This window comes from Natrinema hispanicum (assembly GCF_900111485.1).
GTDB classification, from domain to species: Archaea; Halobacteriota; Halobacteria; order Halobacteriales; family Natrialbaceae; genus Natrinema; species Natrinema hispanicum_A.
This window is the reverse complement of record NZ_FOIC01000015.1, coordinates 63,759-82,881: the sequence shown is the minus strand read 5'-3', so window position 1 is coordinate 82,881 and position 19,123 is coordinate 63,759. Positions and strand designations below refer to the sequence as shown.

Sequence of the window (19,123 nt, the reverse complement as noted above, 5' to 3'; positions counted from 1 at the left end):
TGCACAGAAAATCCACGACCAACGACCGATACTACAGGAGACGCTCGCAACCGCTACACAACCGAGGGGTGAGGCTTAGCTAAAGACGCATGATATCATCGCATTCGTTTCCAGATGAGGGGGAAACGTCGCTGGTTACTTGCTGTCGGGGATCAACGTTTAGAGTATGATGTTTCGCATCGTTCTGGCGGTCTTTGGCGTCATTGAGTTGCTCTTCCCAAGACAGGTCATTGACTTCATGATGGGTGTTACGACCACGGCGGAGACTACATACGAGTTCAAGTCGTGGGTGTACAAACTCGCCAGACTCGAAGGACTTGTCTTCGTTCTGGCCGCATTCTGGTGGGGCAAGAACCGGGCTGAAAGCAGTTAGAAAGGCGATCTCACGGATAGTCCTACTGCTATGCATATCCGAACAGTATAACCCGGAAGGCGATACTCGGCCAAACAGATCACACGTGTGTTGAATTATGGCTCATTATGGCTCTATATTCAGCAGGCGGCTTTTGGCATAGTTCGGATAGATCAATAGCCACTTCGGTAACTGCTTGCCCTGTATCGATCACTTCGGTCACTTCGAAGCGTACGAGAAGCATTCTATGACATGCTGCAGTATCGTACCCACTGCAACGATGTCTACACCGATCACAAGGCAGTCCGCGCAATCGGGTGTGAGTGACGATTAGTCCGCGGCCCTTTCGCTGTGATTTGGGGTAACTGTTACCAATGTCCGTGTAGAACTGTCGTCTATGAGTGACGAGTCACCGTTCGAGTCAATCACGCTGACGAATCAGGCAGTCCTGCTTACCGTCGCCGAACTCGCCCGTCAGAACGAAACGCCAGTTCAGACACATGATCTTCGGAAACACTGTCAGGAGCGACTCGCCGATGTCGAGACGGAAGTCATCGGCACGATCTCAGAGGCCGACATCATCCGCTCGCTGTACCAACTCGAGGACGAAGACCTCGTCAACGAGATTCACCAGTCGGCGACGTCGCCGACGGGCAAGGGCCGACCAGCGTATACCCTCGCTGTCTCCGAGACGACGGTCTACGACAAGATCGACGAGCGACTACACGAGACGCTCGTCGAATAGCCGTCGAGTAGCCCGGCTGGCTGTCCGGCGTCGCCGACCCCGCCGTCACGATGGGGTTCCGAGAACGGCGATATCGTAGCTGGCAACAGCGACCGGAGACTCGAGGACAATCACCTGGAAGGCCCACCTCGAGCCACCGTTGAGGTCGCCGGTGCTAGCGAGATAGCGCCCGAGCATGCTCTCGTCGTCGTCGTAGACACGCGTCCGTACTTCGACGGTCTGAATCCGGCTGGAGCCCGTGTTCTCGACGATCCCCTGAATGGTCGACCCGAGATAGCCGCTCTCGACGACGAACTCGTGATCGCGCAGCGAGAGCGGCTCGAGCGGCGTCACCGAGTCGCTGGGTTGTTGCTGGGCGAGTGCCGCTGCCGCCGACAGCTGTGTTGCCGATCGATTGGAGACGTTGTTCGCGTTGATGCCGCTGACGGTGCCGTCCTCGTAGGTCGGCTGGCCGCCGAGGTCGCCGCTCCCGAGACAGCCGGCGGCCGCGGCCGCGACCCCCGTCCCTACTGTCGTGAGTACTCGCCGTCGGCTCGTCGACTCCGGGCGGCTCATTGCCGTCGCGCGTTCGTCTGCGAGGGAGTTCCGTCACGGTACATGTGTCGGAGCGACGCCACGGACCCATTTCAGTGTGGGCCTTGAAGCGGCTGTGCTCGTCCGTGGGTGGACGGACTGCTGGCGCAGCTCGTCGAGCCCCGCCCGTCCGTTTATAGTGTCGGACAGAAGTCAATACGAAGTCGGTCGCGGATTCGCGGCCGTCTCCACCGGTGACGGCCGCAGCAGAGCGACCGATCTTCACGTAGTTCTGTCCGGCAGTATTAGTACCGGCGTGTGGCGATGTGCAACGCAGGCCCTTATTGCCGGGTCGGTTGGACGTGTGGCTATGGGATCTGCCGAAACCGACGAGACGCTCGAGTCGTACGGGGCCGATATCGGTACCCGTGGGGGAGTGTTGACGCGGTTCCGGGAGTGGATGCTTGTCGACGGAAACCGGTTATCCGTCGCCGCGATCGTCTTGCTAGCCGTCTTTGCGGTGGTCACCGTGTTGTACGAACTCGGCGTCATCACCTTCGTCAACCCGAACGCCGTGACGCGCGTGGCAAGCGGCATGATCGCGGGGACGTTCTCGCTCGTGACGCTGGTCGTCTCGGTCAACCAGCTCATCCTCTCCCAGGAGTTCAGCGCAGCGGGCCGCGCCCGCGACCGACTCGAGGACGTCATTGAATTCCGTCGAACCGTCGCGGACGATGCGGCCGTCCCCGCGAGCCCGGCAGCCCCCACGCGGGTCCTCGGATTGCTTCTCGAATCGATTCATCACGACGCAACGGCATTCGCCGATGCGGTCGGGGATCACGACAACGAGTTCTCCGAGACGGTCAGCCGGTATACGAACGGTATCCAAGAGCGAACGAACCGAATCGACGACCGAATCAAGCGCGCCGAATCGGACGCGTTCACTGCCGTTTCGGCGGCGATTACGTACGACGAGTCATGGCACTTGTACGTCGGCACCCATCTGCGCGGCGAGTACGCTGACTCGCTGTCGCCGACCGCTGCCGAGCGACTCGACGACCTGATCGGTTCACTGAAACTGTTTCACGTGGCTCGAGAGCAGTTCAAGACGACGTACCTACAGCAGGAACTCACGCGCTTTTCGCAGCTCACGGTCTACTGTGGCGTGCCATCGATCCTGTCTGCGATCCTCATCGGGTTGCTATACGCCGACGTCACTGGGCCAAGCGTCAGCGCCGCCGTCCTTCCGTACGTCGTGAGCGGACTCTTTCTCGTCGTCTTCTCCCCGCTTGCTCTGCTCGCATCCTACATTCTCCGGACCGCGACCATCACACGGCGAACCGCGTCGGTCGGCCCGATGGTCTCACAAAAGGATCCCGACGCGGGCCCGTTCGACGTGAGCTATGGCCACGACCGGGATCGGTGATCACGGCTTCCCTCTCGGTGCCGTGGCTGTCCACGAGCCGACGGACCGACTCATTCGTATGGCCTCGTCCCCTATCGATGGCTGTGATCGTCATCTGCGGGCCGCCGGGTGTCGGAAAAACCACCATCGCGACCCGCGTCCGTGACCGACTCGCGGAGCGGGACGTTCCAGTGCGACTCTACCACTCCGACGACTTCTCGAGTCGGACCTACGAGCAACTGGCCGAACAGGCCGGTTCGGCCCCTGTAGCCGGCGTGACGCTCGTCGACGGGACGTTCTACCGTCGGCAATGGCAGACGCAGTTTCGCGCCCTCGGCGACGTGCGGTTCGTCCACGTGACCGCGAGCCTTGAGACCTGCCTCGAGCGCAATCGGCGTCGGGACGATTCGATCTCGGAACAGGGCGTCCACGTCGTCTACCGGGAGTTCGAGGCCCCCGACGCCGACCTCGAGATCGATACCGACCGGTGTGAGCCCGTCACCGCTGCCGAGCGAATCGTGACGGCGATCGAAACGTGGGGCGAGCACAACGCGGAGCCACCGGTCGACAGCATGCGTCACTGATCCGCCCACCGCAGCGGTGTCCGCCGTCGATCCCTCCAGCCGTCGGGAACGATCTTATCAGGCAGTAAATACGGGAACGTCGAGTGAGCCGATGACTCGGTTCGTGATCGATCCCAGCAGCGGCTTGTCCGGATCGGAGCGCCCGCGCTTTCCCATGACAACGAGGTCGATATCGTGTTCGTCGACGTAGTCGGTGATGGCTTCGACCGGCGTGTTCGCCTTGACAGCCGTGACACAAGAGACGTCGGCATCGTCAGCAAGGTCTTCGACCTCCGAGACGAACGTCTGACCCTTCTTCTCGAGTCGGCGTCGCGTCTGTCTGATATCGCTTGGCACCGCGACGTAGTCGGCATCACCCATGTCCATCGCGTACAGGACGTGTAGCGTCGCGTCGTTTCGCTGTGCGAACTTGATCGCCTGTTTTGCCCCGTTGCGGGCGGCTTTGCTGCCGTCAGTCGGCACGAGAATGTCGTCGAAGTCGTGTGGCTCGTCCATACGTCCCACACGACGCCGAAATGCGTAATCCTTGCCCACTCCGTTCAGACGGACTCCTGTCAGCCAGTTTCGTAGATATCCGCGACCGCCCTGCGGGTATCCCGAGAATTCGTGATCCCGATCGAACCCGCAGCCGGAGCTCAATGTCACGAAACCGATACGTGATCCGGTGGCGGATGGATTCGGACGGACTGCCCGAGCCCGTCCAGAAGCAGGCCGATCGCAGTTTCGTGTGCCTCCTTCGAGCGGTGGATGTGCTGTGGCCGAACTGGCTGCGCCTCGTACGCATCGAATGCGTCATCGGCCACCATCCCTTCTCGCTCGAGCGCCGCCCGTAATTCGAACAGTAATGCGTGTAGGTGGACGAGTTCTTGCGCGTTCACGCGGCAATGCACACTATTGTTTCTCTTAGTTCTCTCTGTACTATTCTTGTAGTGTCTGTCCGACCGAGACGTGTGGCAGACGACAACATGCCGCGTCGATGTTCGTCTCCGTCGCGTCCCGATTGTGAGTGGCTTACTCGAAGTAGTCGCCAGCCAGCAGGTCGATGCGCTCTCTGGTTTCCTCGGGAATCGCCTCCGGTGGCGTGTTGATCGTCCCCTCGAGTGCAGTCCAGGCCTCGCTTTCGAAGTCGTCGGGCATCGTTCGGATCGCGTGTTCGACGACCGCGTTGATCGACCCCCGGTTCGCCGTGGCGTTTTCGCGGACCTCCTCGAGGGAGACCTCGCTATCCGATTTCCAGACGTCATAGTCGGTGACGCCGGCGATGGTGGCGTAACTTAGTTCGGCCTCGCGGGCGAGTTTGGCCTCGGGGATGGCGGTCATACCGATGATGTCCCAGCCCTGCTCGCGGTAGAACTCGCTTTCGGCTTTCGTCGAGAACTGCGGCCCTTCGATGCAGACGTAGGTGCCGTCCGCTGCAACGTTGGTGTCGGCGTCAGTCGCCTCGCGAGCCGAATCGACGAGATGAGAGGCCAGTGACGGACAGTAGGGGTTGGCAAACCCCATGTGGACGACCATCCCGTCGCCGAAGAACGTCGGCGAGCGGTGTTTGGTCCGGTCGAAGATCTGGTCGGGGACGACCAGCGTGCGGGGCGGCAGGTCCTCGCGGAGGCTTCCGACCGCGTTCGTCGAGATCACCCGATCGACGCCGACCGATTTGAGCGCGTAGATGTTCGCCTGATAGGACGCGTCGGTCGGCGGGTGCCGATGGTCTTCGCCATGACGTGGCAGAAACGCGACCTCACGGCCGGCGAGGTCACCCATAGTAACCGCGTCGCTTGGCTCGCCGTAGGGTGTCGAGACGTGCTCGTGACGGACGTTCTCGAGTGGCAGTGCCTCGTAGATGCCGCTTCCACCGATGACGCCGATTGTCATACTGAGACGTGGGCGGACGACCCTCCTAATACTGCCGGACAACACGGGTCACACAGCGATCGCGAGAGACGCTCGAGTGTTCACGGACTGTTGTTCGACAGTCTCAGCTGTTCCGTTCGATCACCGTTCGCAGCTGCCGCTCGAGATCGCCCTCGTCGCCGGGTCGAAGCGAGAGCCGATCGTGTCGCTCGTCGGCATCGAAGTGTTCCGCCAGCAGACCACCACGGCGATCGACCTCGAGCAGCAGATCGAAGCCGTCGCCCTCGGGAAGCGTGACGACCTCGAGTTCGTCCAGTTCGCCCGCGAACGGCCCCGATTGGGGGACGAACTCGAGTTCCTGGACGAAGCGATGGTCGGCGAACAGCGACTCCGTGGCCTCGCACTTGGCCGAGCGGAGCGTAAAGCCGAGCGACTCGAGGGCGTCGAACAGCGCCTGCCGGAGCGGGTCGGGCTTGATCTCGACGGGGTCGCGGTCGTCGGGGTCGACCGCCCAGTCGATGTCGAGCCCGGTGTCGAGCCAGACCTTCGTTTTTCCCAGTGTGACGGGCGTGTGGTACGGGACGTCGACCGAGACGGTAAAACTCCGCTCCTCGTCAGGCTCGATGGTAAACGAGTCCGCGAGACGGAACGTGTCGATCTTCGCCGTTCCCGTGCTGTCGTCGGTCTCGTAGCGCGTCTCGAGCGCGAAGTAGATCCCGTCGACCTCCTGGCTGTCGTTGCCGCCGGTGACGTCGACGCGTGCGTCGACGGATTCGCCGGCCGTGAGCGTCGTTGGGAGAACCGTATCGACCGTCGCCGCACCGATGCCGAGACTCGTGAGGACTCGTTTCATACGTCGAGACCAGTCACAGCCAGTCCATAAATACTTGTCCCGTTGACACTCGCGAGTACTGATCATTGCTCACGATATCGGACGGTCATCCCGTCGATCACCTCGAACGAGCGAGCACTGGCTGGTAGTCGCCAGTATCGCGTCCGGCAGAAGCGGCTCCTGTGGGAGGGCTGCGAGACCTACTCGCCGATGAGCGTCCACTCGTCAGCCCCGGTCGACTCGAGCACCTCGCGTCGTTCCATCTCGGCGAGGACTTCGGGGAGCCGGTCGGGCTGAGCGATCTCCATCTCGATGCGGTCGATTCCGTGGTACGCCGCGAGGAAGTGACGGAGCTCCTCGTTCGTGAACGTCTCTTGGTCGGCCTTTTCCATGGCGCTCGAGGTCAGATCGATCATGTCCTCGATGAAGTTCCACGGGTAGACGACCCAGGTCCACTCCTCGAGTCGTTCGCCGATGTAGTCGGGTTGGAACTCGCTGGTACCGAGCAGTTGCAGGGTCGCAGTGCGGACCTCGCTGGCCTCGCGGTCCATGACGTACTCGTAGGCGTGGCTGATCGAGCCGCCGGTGTCGGCGATGTCGTCGATGATGAGGACGTCCTTACCCTCGACGCTGCCTTCCGGCATCGGATAGCGGACAGTCGGTTCGTCGGCCTTCGCGGCGGTACCGACGTAGTGTTCCATCTTCAGGCTCGTCAGGTCGTCCAAACCGAGGAAGTCACAGAGACACCGGCCCGCGAACCAGCCACCGCGGGCCAGCGCGACGACGACATCCGGCTCGAATTCGTCGTCGCGGACGTCGTCGGCCACGTCTCGGCACAGGCCGTAAATGTACTCCCAGTTGGTTATGGTACAGTCGAAATCGTCCGGTAGATCGGACATCTGATGGCCACCTATCCGGTGTCTCGAGCGCGGTCCCCTTAAGTTGGCTGAAACGGCCGTCAATCACTGCCTTCGTTTGATCGGATCGTTCACGGCCGTAGACAGTTATTTATAACTTGATAATACAACCTAGTTATCGATGGCGCAGACACAGCTTCAGGCCGCCCGCGAGGGGACGGTAACACCCGCAATGGAACGCGTCGCCGAGCGAGAGAACCGCGATCCCGAGTTCGTTCGCGAGCAGGTCGCCGACGGACAGGCCGTCATCCCGGCCAACCACAACCACGACACGCTCGATCCGATGATCATCGGCCGCGAGTTCGCGACCAAGGTCAACGCTAACATCGGCAACAGTGAGACGACCAGCGACCTCGAGACGGAACTCGAGAAGCTCCACACCGCGGTCCACTACGGCGCGGACACGGTGATGGACCTCGGAACGGGCAGTGACTTAGACGAGATCCGCGAGGCCCACGTCGCACACTCGCCGGTGCCACTCGGGACGGTGCCGCTGTACGAGGCGGTCAAGCAGGCCGGTCGCCCCGAAGACATTACGAAAGACCTGCTGCTCGAGATCATCGAAAAGCAAGCCGAGCAAGGCGTCGACTACATGACGATCCACGCCGGAATCCTCGCGGAACACCTACCGCTGACCGACGGCCGGAAGACGGGCATCGTCTCGCGAGGCGGCTCGATCATGGCGTCGTGGATGGAAGCACACGGCGAGCAAAATCCCCTGTATCAGGTGTTTCCGGAGATCTGCGAAATTTTCGCCGAACACGACGTGACGTTCAGCCTGGGGGATAGCCTCCGGCCGGGCTGTCTGGCCGACGCCTGCGACGATGCCCAGTACGCCGAACTCGACACGCTGGGTGAACTCACACGCGTCGGCTGGGACCACGGCGTCCAGGTGATGGTCGAGGGTCCGGGCCACGTCCCGATGCACAAGGTCGCCGAGAACGTCGAGCGCCAGCAGGAGGTCTGTGACGGCGCGCCCTTCTACGTCCTCGGCCCGTTGGTGACCGACGTTGCACCGGGCTACGACCACATCACCAGCGCCATCGGGGCCGCGATGGCAGCGCAAGCGGGTGCCGCGATGTTGTGTTACGTAACTCCGAAAGAACACCTCGGGCTCCCCGAGGAAGAAGACGTCCGCGACGGCCTCGCAGCCTACCGGATCGCCGCCCACGCCGCCGATGTGGGCACCGAACGCCCCGGCGCACGCGACTGGGACGACGCCCTCTCGGAGGCCCGCTACGCGTTCGACTGGCGCGAGCAGTTCGCCCTCGCGCTCGATCCCGACCGTGCCCGGTCGTTCCACGACCAGACGCTTCCCGGAGACAACTACAAGGAGGCCCGCTTCTGCTCGATGTGTGGCGCGGAGTTCTGCTCGATGCGGATCGACCAGGATGCCCGCGCTGACGGCGAAATGGACGCGCTCGCGGACAACGAAACCGACCTCGAGACCTCGCCCGCGGCCGAAGTCAACCGACCACCCGTCGGCACCCACGCGTCGGGTGACTTGCCACCGATGGCTGACCACGACGGCGTCGATCGGCCCGCGGAAGCGGGTGACGACTGAAACTGCTGTCCGACGACCGAGGATTCATACGCCAGTCGACCGAGCCACGTCGTATGGAGACGACTCGAGTCGTGCAGGTCGATGCGTTTACTGACGAACCGTTGACCGGGAATCCGGCTGGCGTCGTGCCGGACGCTGACGGACTCTCGGCAGAGCAGATGCAGTCGATCGCCGCCGAAATGGCGGTCAGCGAGACGGCGTTTCTCCGCTCGAGCGAGCGCGCCGACCATCGAATCCGCTATTTCACACCCACTCAAGAGGTCGATCTCTGCGGGCACGCGACGATTGGAACGTTCGCACACCGCCACGACGAGGGACTCGAGCCTGGGACGACGACCCTCGAGACGAACGTCGGCGTCCTCGAGATCGAGGTCGACCCCGACGGGACGGTCTGGATGGCCCAGGACGAGCCGACGATCCGCGAGGTCGACGTCGGGTACGACCGCGTCGCCGACGCGCTGGGCGTCGATCGAGCCGCCCTCGAAGGAGCGAGCGCCGATCTTCCGCTAGCGGTGTCCTCGACCGGCCTTCCCTTCCTGATCGTCCCGATCACGTACCTCTCGGACGCCGGCAGCGCCGAGCCGGATATGGCTGCGATCGAGGCGGTGACCGACGCGGTCGACGCGACCGGGATCTATCTCTTCACGTTCGACGCGCTCGAGCGCGAGTCGACGCTCCACGGCCGGATGTTCGCGCCGGGCGCTGGCGTGTCGGAAGATCCCGTCACCGGCACCGCAAGCGGGGCCGTCAGCGCGTACCTCGATCGCTTTGGCGCGTTCGACGACGACCTGCCCGAGGAACTCCGTCTCGAGCAGGGCCACTACGTCGACCGGCCGGGAACAGTCCGCGTTCGCCTCGACGACGGGGTTCGAGTCGGCGGCCGCGGAGTGACCGTCCTCGACGGCTCACTCGTCATCCCCGACGACGAGGAGGACGACATCCTCGAGGCCTGAGTCCGAATCCGAGTGGACGGTCGACGGGTGGTCGCGCTATAGCCGACGGGAACGCCGATCGTGATCGCTGTCGGTGTTCGCTTGCGTGAGTCGAATCGAAAATACATCTCGATTACGTCTATCGGTGTTGGTACTATCGTCTCGGAGTCTAGTTTTTGTTTTCCATCGCAGAAATAACTGCGCTGGCACCGATCGACGGGTAGACAGGAAACCCCTATTTGGTGAGTATTCTGACTCCGAGCGGCCGTTCGCAACCTTCTTTATTCGGTCCACTGTCTCTCCCAATAGAGATGGCTGTACTCTGGCTGGACGAGATCGGTGCCGACGACCTCGAGAAGGTCGGCGGTAAAGGTGCCTCCCTGGGCGAACTTACGGGTGCAGGGCTACCCGTCCCACCGGGATTCGTCGTAACCGCCGGGACTTATCGTTCGTTTATCGAAGAAGCCGAGATCGACGAAGAACTGTTCGCAGCCGTCGACGTCGACGTCGATGACTCGGCCGCGCTGGCCGACGCTGCAAACCGCGCACAGGAACTCATCCTCGAGACGCCGTTCCCCGACGAGCTTCGCGAGGAGATCCTCGAGAGCTACCGCGAGGTCGGCGACGGCGAGGCGTTCGTCGCCGTCCGCTCGTCGGCGACCGCAGAGGACCTGCCCGACGCGTCCTTTGCCGGCCAACAGGAGACGTTCCTCAACGTCACCGAAGACGAGCTCCTAAAGCGCGTTCGCGAGTGCTGGGCGTCGCTGTTTACCCAGCGGGCGATCTACTATCGCCAGGAGCAGGGCTTCGACCACTCCGTCGTCAACATCGCGGTCGTCGTCCAGCAGATGGTCGACGCCGAGAAGTCGGGCGTGATGTTCACGAGCCACCCCTCGACTGGCGATCCGACGATGATCATCGAGGCCGCGTGGGGACTCGGCGAAGCCGTCGTCTCCGGTGCCGTCTCACCGGACAACTACATCATCGACCGCGCTGACCGATCGATGGACGTCACCGTTGCCGAGAAGAAGGTGATGCACGAAAAAGACGAGGAGACCGGCCAAACAGTCGAGAACGAGGTCCCAGAGGACAAGCGAACGGCACGGGTCCTCGACGCCGAGGAGATCGACGAACTGATGGATCTCGGCGAGCGCGTCGAGGACCACTACGGCGAGCCACAGGACGTCGAGTGGGCGATCGTCGATGGCGACGTTTACATGCTGCAATCGCGGCCGATCACGACGATCGACGAGAGCGACACTGACGCCGCGACGACCGAAGGCGTCGACGTCTCGAAAGGCGTGACCGACGGCAGCGGGAGCGTCCAAGCCGCCACGGCCGGCGACACCGATGTCGGTGACGAGAGCGGCTCCGGCGACGTGCTCGTCGACGGACTCGGCTCGAGTCCGGGGACCGTCAGCGGCCCCGCCCGGATCGTCGCCAAACTCGACGACCTCGCGAAGGTCGGCGAAGGCGACGTGATCGTCACCGAGATGACGATGCCCGATATGGTGCCCGCGATGAAACGCGCCTCGGGGATCATCACTGACGAGGGCGGCATGACCAGCCACGCCGCCATCGTCTCCCGTGAACTGGGTGTCCCTGCGATCGTCGGGACGACCAACGCGACGACGACGTTAGAGGATGGCCAGGTCGTCACGCTCGATGGTGACAAAGGTGCCGTCCTCGAGGGCTCGACGGTCGAACCCGACGAAGAGACCGAACCGGTCGAGGAGGTCCGTCCGCAGTCGCCGGTCAAGCCAATGACCGCGACGGAAGTCAAAGTCAACGTCTCCATTCCCGAAGCCGCCGAACGCGCGGCCGCGACGGGTGCCGACGGCGTTGGCCTGCTCCGGACGGAGCACATGATCCTCTCGTTGAACCAGACTCCCGAGAAGTACATCGAAGAAAACGGTACGGACGCCTACATCTCGGAACTCGTCGACGGCATCCGCGGCGTCGCCGATGCGTTCTATCCGCGTCCCGTTCGCGTGCGCACACTCGACGCACCGACCGACGAGTTCCGCCAGCTCGAGGGCGGCGACGACGAACCCGAAGAGCACAATCCCATGCTTGGCTACCGGGGTATCCGCCGCTCGCTCGACCGGACTGACGTCTTCGCCCACGAACTCGAGGCCTTTTGCCGGCTCTACGAGATGGGCTATGACAACGTCGAGATCATGTTCCCGCTGGTCAACGACGCCGAAGACGTCTATCGCGCCAAAGCGTGCATGAAAGAGGCCGGCATCGACCCCGAGAAGCGCCGCTGGGGTGCCATGATCGAGACGCCAGCCGCCGCGCTGTCGGTCGAAGAGATGGCCGAAGCGGGGATCGACTTCGCCTCCTTCGGGACCAATGACCTGACCCAGTATACGCTCGCGGTCGACCGGAACAACGAGAACGTCGCCGACCGCTTCGACGAACTCCACCCCGCCGTGTTGCGTTTGATCGGCAACGTCATCGAGACCTGCCGCGAACACGACATCGACACGAGCATCTGTGGCCAGGCCGGCTCCAAACCCGAGATGGTCCAGTACCTCGTTAACGAAGGAATCAGCTCCATCTCCGCGAACATCGACGCTGTCCGTGACGTCCAACACGAGGTCAAACGCGTCGAACAGAAGCTGTTGCTCGACTCGGTCCGCTAACGGGTTCCGGCACTGATTTTCGACCGTCGCTGTCGTTGTGATCGCTCGAGTGATGCGTCTCGAGCGGGGAAAGGCCCATGCTGTCGGCCGCCTTCTGGTCAGCCATGAGCGACCGCTCGGACGAACTGACCGAGCGTCGGAACCGGGACGTGCCCGCGACTGACGACCTCCTCGAGGAGACGGACCGCCTGCGTTCAGAATCCGGCGTCGCTGGCGTCGACGAGTCGGTCGCGTCAGCAGGAGACAGCTCGAGTGTGGCGGGTGGAGAGACAAGCTCGTGGTATTCGCCGCTTACGGCACGGCTCTCGCTTGGGCGCTATTTTTCGCCAAAAGGGTACGCCGCGCTCGTGGCGCTGCTCGGTGTCGGGTTACTGGTCGGCGCGACCGTACTGCCGATCGCCGGACGCATGATCGGCATGTTCGTCACCGCCTTTCTCATCGGGCTGGTCGCATCGAAGCGGCGCTATCTCGAGGTGACGGCAGCCGGCATCTCTGTCGGTGCTATTACTGCCGTTCTCAATAACGCGATCATCACCGTGGCTGGTTCCGGCCAAACGGTCGTCGCCATCGGAGCGACGTTCGGACTCTTCGCCTCACTCGTCGGGTACTACTTCGGCCGGGACCTGCACGACGGCCTCAACCGCGACCTCGAGTGAGCGATCGACACGTGCGCCGATCGGTGACCGTGTGTCACTTGCCGCTTACCCGTTTGTCGTCAGCTCCCAGCCGTGTTCGGTCCGGCGAACCACGCCGTTGTCCGCCATCACCTCGAGTAACTCGGTGACGACCTCGCGTGGCGCGCCGAGGTCCTCACTGAGTTCGCCGACGGATTTGGGCTCCGAGCGGACACTCGCGAGCAGATCGGCGTAGATCCGACTTTCCGAACCGGCCCCGACGGCCTCGGAGATATGATCGAGCACGTCAGAGAGGCGTCCCTGCACCCAGCGCTGGGCCAGCGAGAGTTCGTTTTCGAGTTGCTCTAACTCATCGAGGACGGCCAGCAAGTCGTCGAGGTCGTCCGTCTCGTCCCAGGCGACGTCGAGCGAGAGGTGCCGACAGGCCGTGATATCGAAGCTGTTGTTGGCCGGATAGGCGCTTTTGCTCGCGAATCCGTACGGGGAGACGGTCACCTCGAGCCTGACGTTGCGGGCGATGTGAAAGTACTTCCGTCGCTGGTCGTCAACGCGGCTCTCGACCAACCCCGCTTCCTCGAGTTTGCGCAGGTGTTCGATGACTGCCTTGGGACTCACGCCGAGGTAATCAGATATTTCGGTGACGTAACACGGTTTGCGGGCGAGCAACCGAAGGATTCGTCTTCGGTTTTCGTTCCCGAGTAGATCCAACAGCGCGGCGGAGTCCATTACGCAAGCGTTAGTGACTGTCGCTGAAAAGCGTGTCTGCTCGAAATACGACCGGGGAATCGGTGGTTCGGCACACGGTGCCACACGTTAGTTGTCAGCAGCGCCGCGCGAGCCGCCGGACTCGGTGGGTGAGGTACCGCCACCGTTCGATTTGTCTGTCGATGGACTGGTTGGTGTCTCCGTGGGACGACCTGGCGACTGGTCGGTCGAATCGCTCTCCGATGGTTGATTACCCGAATTGCTTTCCGATGGCTGATCAGCAGAACCGCCCTCCGATTGCTGATTACCCGAATTGCCCTCTGATTGCCGATCAGCAGAACTGCTTTCTGATGGCTGAGTAGCTGAATTGCCCTCTGATGGCTGCTCAGCTGGACTGGCCTTCGACGGTTTGTCATCCAGCCCGCCTGCCGGCGACTGCTCGGTGTCGGGGCCACGCTCGCTCGGCGGTCCAGTGGGCACGTCAGACGGAGCGTTGCTAGCGATTCCCTGAGCGACTGCCGCGACGCCTGGACGGGCTTGCTTTGCGGTGTTCTGCCGGACTGCAGCCACGTCTCGCTGCAGGTCAACAAGTCGATCTTCCGCGACGCCGACCTCCGCGGCACGACGTTCGGTCCGTTCGATCGACCGCTCGAGAGCAGCGAGTTGTACCGTCAGTCGGGACAGCTGTGACTGGTAAGCACCCTGCGAGAGCTGTTCGCGGTTCGCGTTCAGTTGTTCGCGTTCGGCCTCGAGGGTGGCGACTTTTTCCTCGAGTTCAGCTGCGCGGTCGCTGACGAGTGTCGCCTTACTCTCGGTATCGGTACGTTCGTAGGCCGTCTCGAACAGTTCGGTTTCGATCGCGTTACTCGTGTCGGCTGCGCTGGCTTGCATCATCGTGCCGACGGACGCGTTCGTCGAGGCCGACTGGGTTTCATCGGTGTCGGCCGCGGTGAACGTGCCCGCGACGACACCGCTCGTAACTGGCGCGACCGTGAGGCCGATGATAGCGAGGGTCACCAGGAGGGCGACAGACCGCGTGGTTCTCATCGATCGTATTGTCGTTCAGAACATCCTAAAAAGACAGACCTTCGTTCGAATCGTTTACTCGGATCGTTCGACCGTTGAAATCCGTTTTGAGCGTTCACAACGGGCTGACGTTCCGTGATATTCTCATCCGGCTGTCGACCGCGTGACCCAGCTGTCACAGTGGCTGACAGAGCGTACACGCAGTTTCATTATACGGTTTCACGAAATCAATCACGTCTATACTGTGACTTGGCAGTAGCTGTCGGCCGGAAACCCCATTGATAGCGCGTCGTTGTAACCCTGTCCGAAAACAGTTATGCCGCTCCAGTCCTTGTTACTAGCTAGCATGTTCGAGCTCTTCTCTCGAGGCTACTATCTCGGACGGCTCTACGTGACCCCGACCGACGGGGACCACGCGCTCATGCACAACGAGCAACACGAGCGGATCAACGAGGAGGTGTACGCGACCGGCGACGGACTCGAGCGGCTCGATACGCCGCTGGTGATGAAACTCGAGACGCGTCATTTCCCGGTTCACGGGGCTGCCGACGTTCCGACGAATACGCTTGCGCTGCCGGAACCGATACTCGAGGGAACCAGCGTACGGAATCCGCCCTCGCTTCAGGAGGTGTTTCTGGCCCGTCGGGAACGCGCTCGCCAGCTGCTCTCGATTGCTGGCGGCTGGCAGGCCGACGACGCAACGTCGTCTGACGACTGGCCGTCGACTGCCGGAACCTAGAAGTAGTCTCGCTTCCCGATTTCGGCCGCATGCTCGACGAGTTGCTCGGCCGCGCGTCGCTCAAACAGCGTATCGACGAGCTCGAGGCGGAAACCGAGCGGTTGCGAAAGCGCTACGAGGCCGAAGCCGAACGCCGGGCTGAAGCCGCCACTGCCCGACAGGAGGTCGAAGAGCGTAACAATCGGCTCGAGGACCGGATCGCCCAGCTCGAGGGCGAACTCGAGCAGTTCGAAGACGACGAGACTGCACTCGAGGTCCGCCGCCGTGAACAGCTCCGTGGGGCCCGACTCGAGGACGTCCTCGATCGACTCGCGTCGTTTCAAACAGGGCCCGAGGGAGCGCTGACTGCCGTTATTGACGACGAGGTCCCTGACACGATCCGCGACGACCTTGCGGACGTCCTCGGTGAACGGGTCGCCCTCATCGACGAGACTGCGCCGTGTCTCTGCTGTATCGACGATGCCGGCCTGCTGGCAGTGACGCTCGAGCCGCCGATCACCCCCGACGTCGACGCGACCTGGGGCGATCGATTCGAACTCGAGCGCGAGTGGTTCCTACCGACCGGCCGCCACGCAGTCGCGCTGGTCCGGACCGACCTGTTCGCCTGCGGCGTCTATGAGGGCGACGAGCGCGTCGACTACCGCGGTTTCGAAAGCGACGTCAAAGGCAGCCACTCGAAAGGTGGCTTCTCACAGGCCCGGTTCGAGCGGATCCGTGACGATCAGATCGACACCCATCTCGAGCGCTGTCGCGAGGCGCTTGCGGCGTACGAACCTGGCGGCGAACGCGCCGAGACGCCGCTCGTTCTCGTGGGCCAGCGCGGGATCGTCGACACCCTGGTCGACGAATCGGGCCTCGAGCCGACCGCGACGGCCGCCGTCGACGCGACCGGCGATCCGGAGCCGGCGCTTGCAGACGCCGTCCGCTCGTTTTGGACGACGGAGTTGCAGGTACTGTGAGAGGAAGCACACGCGGATGACAGCGACCGAGACGGGTGATGTCGCCATCGGCGACGGCTCTCGAGATGCGCTCGAGTCGTCATCGACCCGTGTCCGGCAGTCTGACTCCTGTGGGACGTCAGTAGCCGCTGCCGTCGGCAAAACAGCGACCGCATTTGGTCACGTCCGCATCGGTGACCGCTCGCTCGATAGCGATCAGACGGAGATTGTCGTGAGCGACGTGGATGGTTGCGCCACAGGTCGTCCGGAAGTCAGCACAGCCGGTCTCGTGTCTGTGTATCTTGTTTGTCGTTTCGTTCAGGACGCCATCCATGCTCAGTGGTGCCGTCTCACACTACAATAAGCGCACCGACCGTTGCACCCGCGACGGACGGCAGCCGGCTCCCATCGGGACCGTTCGTGCCCGAGACGTGGCCATGCAACGCGCAGTTGACACCAGCACCCGTCATAGCAGCGTCCGACGATGGCCGCGGTAGCACGCTACTACTTAGCAAGGTAGTTTCATCCGTTTCGTTTCAGCCGGGTTCGATACGCGTTTGCTTCTCACTGGCATTCCGCCAGTCAGGTAGTTCAAGTACTCCCTCGTCTATCTCACACGTATGCGTATCGCAATTCTCGCTCACGAGAAATTCCCCACCAACGCCAAAACCGCACTCGGGATCCTCCGCTATGCTGACCACGACGTCGTCTCGATCCTCGATCGGACGGCCGATGGACACCGCGTCTCCGATTTCGTTTCTGACGTGCAGGATGCACCGATCGTCTCCGAGATGGCCGCCGTAGAGCCCGACGCCGTCGACGCCCTCCTGATCGGCATCGCGCCGATCGGTGGCGGCTTCGACGAGAGCTGGCGCGACGACGTTCGGACGGCACTCGAGTACGGCTGTGACGTCATCTCTGGACTGCACTACTTCCTCGAAGACGACGAGGAGTTCGCCCGACTGGCGGCCGAGAACGACTGTGACATCTGGGACGTTCGGAACCCGCCCGAAGACCTCACGGTCGCCAAAGGCGTGGCCGACGAGGTCGACGCCGAGGTAATCCTCACCGTCGGCACCGACTGCTCGGCCGGTAAAATGACGACGACGATGGAACTCGCCCGCGACGCCCGCGCGGCCGGTCACGACGCTGCCGTGATCCCGACCGGCCAGACGGGAATTATGATCGAGGGGTGGGGCAATCCGATCGACCGCGTCGTCAGCGACTTCACCGCGGGCGCGGTCGAGGAGATGATCGTAGAGAAAGGCGACGAGCACGACTACCTGTTCGTCGAAGGCCAGGGCAGCATCGTTCACCCGGCGTACTCGGCGGTCACGCTCGGCATCCTCCACGGGTCGATGGCCGACAAACTCGTGCTCTGTCACAACGCCGGCCAGGAGGCGATCCACGGCTACGAGTCGTTTGCGCTACCGTCGATTCCAACGTACGTCGACCTCTACGAGAACGTCGCTGCCCCAGTCGCGGAGAGCCAGATCGTCGCCGGCGCGCTCAACACGTCCGCCATGGATGACGACGAGGCGGCTCGCGACGCCGTCGACGCGTACGCCGACACGCTCGACGCACCCGCAACCGACGTGATCCGCTTTGGGACCGACGCGGTGCTCGACGAACTCCTATGACCCTCGAGACGGCGTTCGAACGGCGCTCGCTGCCACTCGAGTACCCGTTCGGGATCGCTCGCGGCACGACGACTGAATCCGACGCTGTCTTCGTCCGAATCGAAGACGACGAGGGCCGGGTCGGTATCGGCGCTGGCACACCATCGTCACACTACGGCGAGACCCCAGCAACCGTCACGACCGTCCTGCCCGACCTGCTGTCGGTCGTCGAAGATGTCGGTGATCCCCACCAGCTCGAGCGGATCGAACGCCGTATGCGTGAGACGGTCCGCAAGAATCCGGCCGCTCGGACCGCGGTCAGCATCGCGCTTCACGATCTCGTCGCCAAACGACTCGAGATCCCTCTCTACCGCTACTGGGGACTCGACCCCGACCGAACCCTCGAGACCTCCTACACCATCGGGCTCGACGACACGGCAACGATGCGCGAGAAGACCGAGACAGCCGTCCAACGCGGTTACTCCACGCTGAAGGTCAAGCTGGGCACTGACCGCGACCTCGAGATCGTCGAGACGATTCGGTCGGTCGCCCCCAACGTTCGGCTGTTCGTCGATGCGAACGAGGCCTGGACGCCCCGCGAGGCCGTCACGAAGATCGAGCGGTTAGCGGACTACGACCCGGCGTTCGTCGAACAGCCAGTTCCTGCCGAGAATCCAGAGGGACTGCGGTTCGTCTCCGAACGATCGCCGCTGCCGATCGCCGCCGATGAGTCCTGCGTGACGCTGGCCGATATTCCACGGATCGCGGACCGCTGTGACATCGCGAACCTGAAACTGATGAAATGCGGCGGCCTGCTCGAGGCCAAACGGATGATCCACGCCGCTCGCGCCCACGGGCTCGCGGTGATGTGTGGCTGTATGACCGAGTCAAACGCCTCGATCGCGGCGGCTTGTCACCTCGCGCCACTGCTGGACTACGCCGATCTCGACGGCTCGCTGCTGTTAGCCGACGATCCCGCCGACGGCGTCCCGATGCCTGACGGTCGGATCGACCTCGCCGGCCTCGAGCGCCCCGGGACTGGTGCCGTCCTCGAGTCCGACATCGACTAACAGCACAGGCGGCGACTCCACTCTCAGACGGACTCCGCTCAGTCAGTG

At 62.9% G+C, this 19,123-nt stretch carries 21 protein-coding genes; 12 read left to right on the top strand and 9 right to left on the bottom strand.

The features are described 5' to 3' along the window. Positions 1-166 precede the first annotated feature (166 nt). Together BSG09_RS13725 and BSG09_RS13720 are read left to right on the top strand one after the other, a co-directional pair. Positions 167-373: a hypothetical protein gene (locus BSG09_RS13725; RefSeq protein WP_092934050.1), complete on the top strand. Its 207-nt coding sequence runs from the start codon at positions 167-169 to the stop codon at positions 371-373. A 376-nt stretch (positions 374-749) separates the two neighbouring features. Further along, the gene (locus tag BSG09_RS13720) at positions 750-1,097 is read left to right on the top strand and encodes a hypothetical protein (protein WP_092934047.1); all 348 of its coding nucleotides are present in this window, start codon (positions 750-752) and stop codon (positions 1,095-1,097) included. Between the two features lie 45 nt (positions 1,098-1,142). On the opposite strand, the gene BSG09_RS13715 is transcribed toward BSG09_RS13720, so the two are convergent. Then, positions 1,143-1,652: an FxLYD domain-containing protein gene (locus BSG09_RS13715; protein WP_092934045.1), complete on the bottom strand. Its 510-nt coding sequence runs from the start codon at positions 1,650-1,652 to the stop codon at positions 1,143-1,145. A gap of 328 nt (positions 1,653-1,980) precedes the next feature. On the opposite strand from BSG09_RS13715, the gene BSG09_RS13710 reads away from it, so the two are divergent. Together BSG09_RS13710 and BSG09_RS13705 are read left to right on the top strand one after the other, a co-directional pair. After that, positions 1,981-3,036, top strand: a complete 1,056-nt coding sequence (locus tag BSG09_RS13710) for a hypothetical protein (RefSeq protein ID WP_092934043.1) — start codon at positions 1,981-1,983, stop codon at positions 3,034-3,036. 77 nt (positions 3,037-3,113) lie between these two features. Then, the gene (locus BSG09_RS13705; protein ID WP_092934041.1) at positions 3,114-3,599 is read left to right on the top strand and encodes an AAA family ATPase; all 486 of its coding nucleotides are present in this window, start codon (positions 3,114-3,116) and stop codon (positions 3,597-3,599) included. A 57-nt stretch (positions 3,600-3,656) separates the two neighbouring features. On the opposite strand, the gene BSG09_RS13700 is transcribed toward BSG09_RS13705, so the two are convergent. The 5 genes from BSG09_RS13700 to BSG09_RS13680 all read right to left on the bottom strand — a co-directional run bounded on the left by BSG09_RS13700 (position 3,657) and on the right by BSG09_RS13680 (position 7,181). Further along, on the bottom strand, positions 3,657-4,094 hold the full coding sequence (locus BSG09_RS13700; RefSeq protein WP_092934039.1) for a universal stress protein: 438 nt from the start codon (positions 4,092-4,094) through the stop codon (positions 3,657-3,659). 146 nt (positions 4,095-4,240) lie between these two features. Continuing rightward, positions 4,241-4,477: a UPF0058 family protein gene (locus tag BSG09_RS13695; protein ID WP_092934036.1), complete on the bottom strand. Its 237-nt coding sequence runs from the start codon at positions 4,475-4,477 to the stop codon at positions 4,241-4,243. 133 nt (positions 4,478-4,610) lie between these two features. Then, positions 4,611-5,471, bottom strand: coding sequence for an S-methyl-5'-thioadenosine phosphorylase (mtnP, locus tag BSG09_RS13690; protein ID WP_092934034.1), 861 nt, complete (start codon positions 5,469-5,471; stop codon positions 4,611-4,613). Between the two features lie 103 nt (positions 5,472-5,574). Continuing rightward, the gene (locus BSG09_RS13685) at positions 5,575-6,303 is read right to left on the bottom strand and encodes a sporulation protein (RefSeq protein ID WP_092934032.1); all 729 of its coding nucleotides are present in this window, start codon (positions 6,301-6,303) and stop codon (positions 5,575-5,577) included. Positions 6,304-6,482: 179 nt separating this feature from the next. After that, positions 6,483-7,181: a phosphoribosyltransferase gene (locus BSG09_RS13680; RefSeq protein WP_092934030.1), complete on the bottom strand. Its 699-nt coding sequence runs from the start codon at positions 7,179-7,181 to the stop codon at positions 6,483-6,485. 139 nt (positions 7,182-7,320) lie between these two features. On the opposite strand from BSG09_RS13680, the gene thiC reads away from it, so the two are divergent. From thiC to BSG09_RS13660, 4 genes are all read left to right on the top strand, one after another. Then, the gene (thiC, locus tag BSG09_RS13675; protein WP_092934028.1) at positions 7,321-8,763 is read left to right on the top strand and encodes a phosphomethylpyrimidine synthase ThiC; all 1,443 of its coding nucleotides are present in this window, start codon (positions 7,321-7,323) and stop codon (positions 8,761-8,763) included. Between the two features lie 53 nt (positions 8,764-8,816). Further along, on the top strand, positions 8,817-9,716 hold the full coding sequence (locus BSG09_RS13670; RefSeq protein ID WP_092934026.1) for a PhzF family phenazine biosynthesis protein: 900 nt from the start codon (positions 8,817-8,819) through the stop codon (positions 9,714-9,716). Positions 9,717-10,006: 290 nt separating this feature from the next. After that, the gene (ppsA, locus tag BSG09_RS13665; RefSeq protein ID WP_092934024.1) at positions 10,007-12,343 is read left to right on the top strand and encodes a phosphoenolpyruvate synthase; all 2,337 of its coding nucleotides are present in this window, start codon (positions 10,007-10,009) and stop codon (positions 12,341-12,343) included. A 104-nt stretch (positions 12,344-12,447) separates the two neighbouring features. Beyond that, positions 12,448-12,999, top strand: coding sequence for a hypothetical protein (locus tag BSG09_RS13660; RefSeq protein WP_092934067.1), 552 nt, complete (start codon positions 12,448-12,450; stop codon positions 12,997-12,999). A gap of 45 nt (positions 13,000-13,044) precedes the next feature. On the opposite strand, the gene BSG09_RS13655 is transcribed toward BSG09_RS13660, so the two are convergent. Both BSG09_RS13655 and BSG09_RS13650 read right to left on the bottom strand, forming a co-directional pair. Further along, positions 13,045-13,704, bottom strand: a complete 660-nt coding sequence (locus tag BSG09_RS13655) for a metalloregulator ArsR/SmtB family transcription factor (RefSeq protein WP_092934022.1) — start codon at positions 13,702-13,704, stop codon at positions 13,045-13,047. An 87-nt stretch (positions 13,705-13,791) separates the two neighbouring features. After that, positions 13,792-14,730 (bottom strand): hypothetical protein, encoded by a 939-nt coding sequence (locus BSG09_RS13650; RefSeq protein ID WP_092934020.1) that lies wholly within the window; start codon positions 14,728-14,730, stop codon positions 13,792-13,794. 325 nt (positions 14,731-15,055) lie between these two features. Between BSG09_RS13650 and BSG09_RS13645 the strand changes: the two genes are divergently transcribed. Next, entirely contained in the window at positions 15,056-15,448 is a 393-nt protein-coding gene (locus BSG09_RS13645; protein ID WP_092934018.1) for a DUF5802 family protein, read from the top strand. Between the two features lie 29 nt (positions 15,449-15,477). Further along, a complete protein-coding gene (locus BSG09_RS13640; protein ID WP_092934016.1) occupies positions 15,478-16,407 on the top strand; it encodes a Vms1/Ankzf1 family peptidyl-tRNA hydrolase in 930 nt (309 codons plus the stop codon). Between the two features lie 118 nt (positions 16,408-16,525). On the opposite strand, the gene BSG09_RS13635 is transcribed toward BSG09_RS13640, so the two are convergent. After that, positions 16,526-16,720 (bottom strand): hypothetical protein, encoded by a 195-nt coding sequence (locus tag BSG09_RS13635; protein WP_092934014.1) that lies wholly within the window; start codon positions 16,718-16,720, stop codon positions 16,526-16,528. A 286-nt stretch (positions 16,721-17,006) separates the two neighbouring features. On the opposite strand from BSG09_RS13635, the gene BSG09_RS13630 reads away from it, so the two are divergent. Continuing rightward, positions 17,007-18,026, top strand: a complete 1,020-nt coding sequence (locus BSG09_RS13630; RefSeq protein WP_092934012.1) for a DUF1611 domain-containing protein — start codon at positions 17,007-17,009, stop codon at positions 18,024-18,026. Beyond that, the gene (locus tag BSG09_RS13625; RefSeq protein ID WP_092934010.1) at positions 18,023-19,075 is read left to right on the top strand and encodes a dipeptide epimerase; all 1,053 of its coding nucleotides are present in this window, start codon (positions 18,023-18,025) and stop codon (positions 19,073-19,075) included. Before BSG09_RS13630 ends, BSG09_RS13625 begins: the two co-directional genes overlap by 4 nt. Positions 19,076-19,123: the final 48 nt, after the last annotated feature.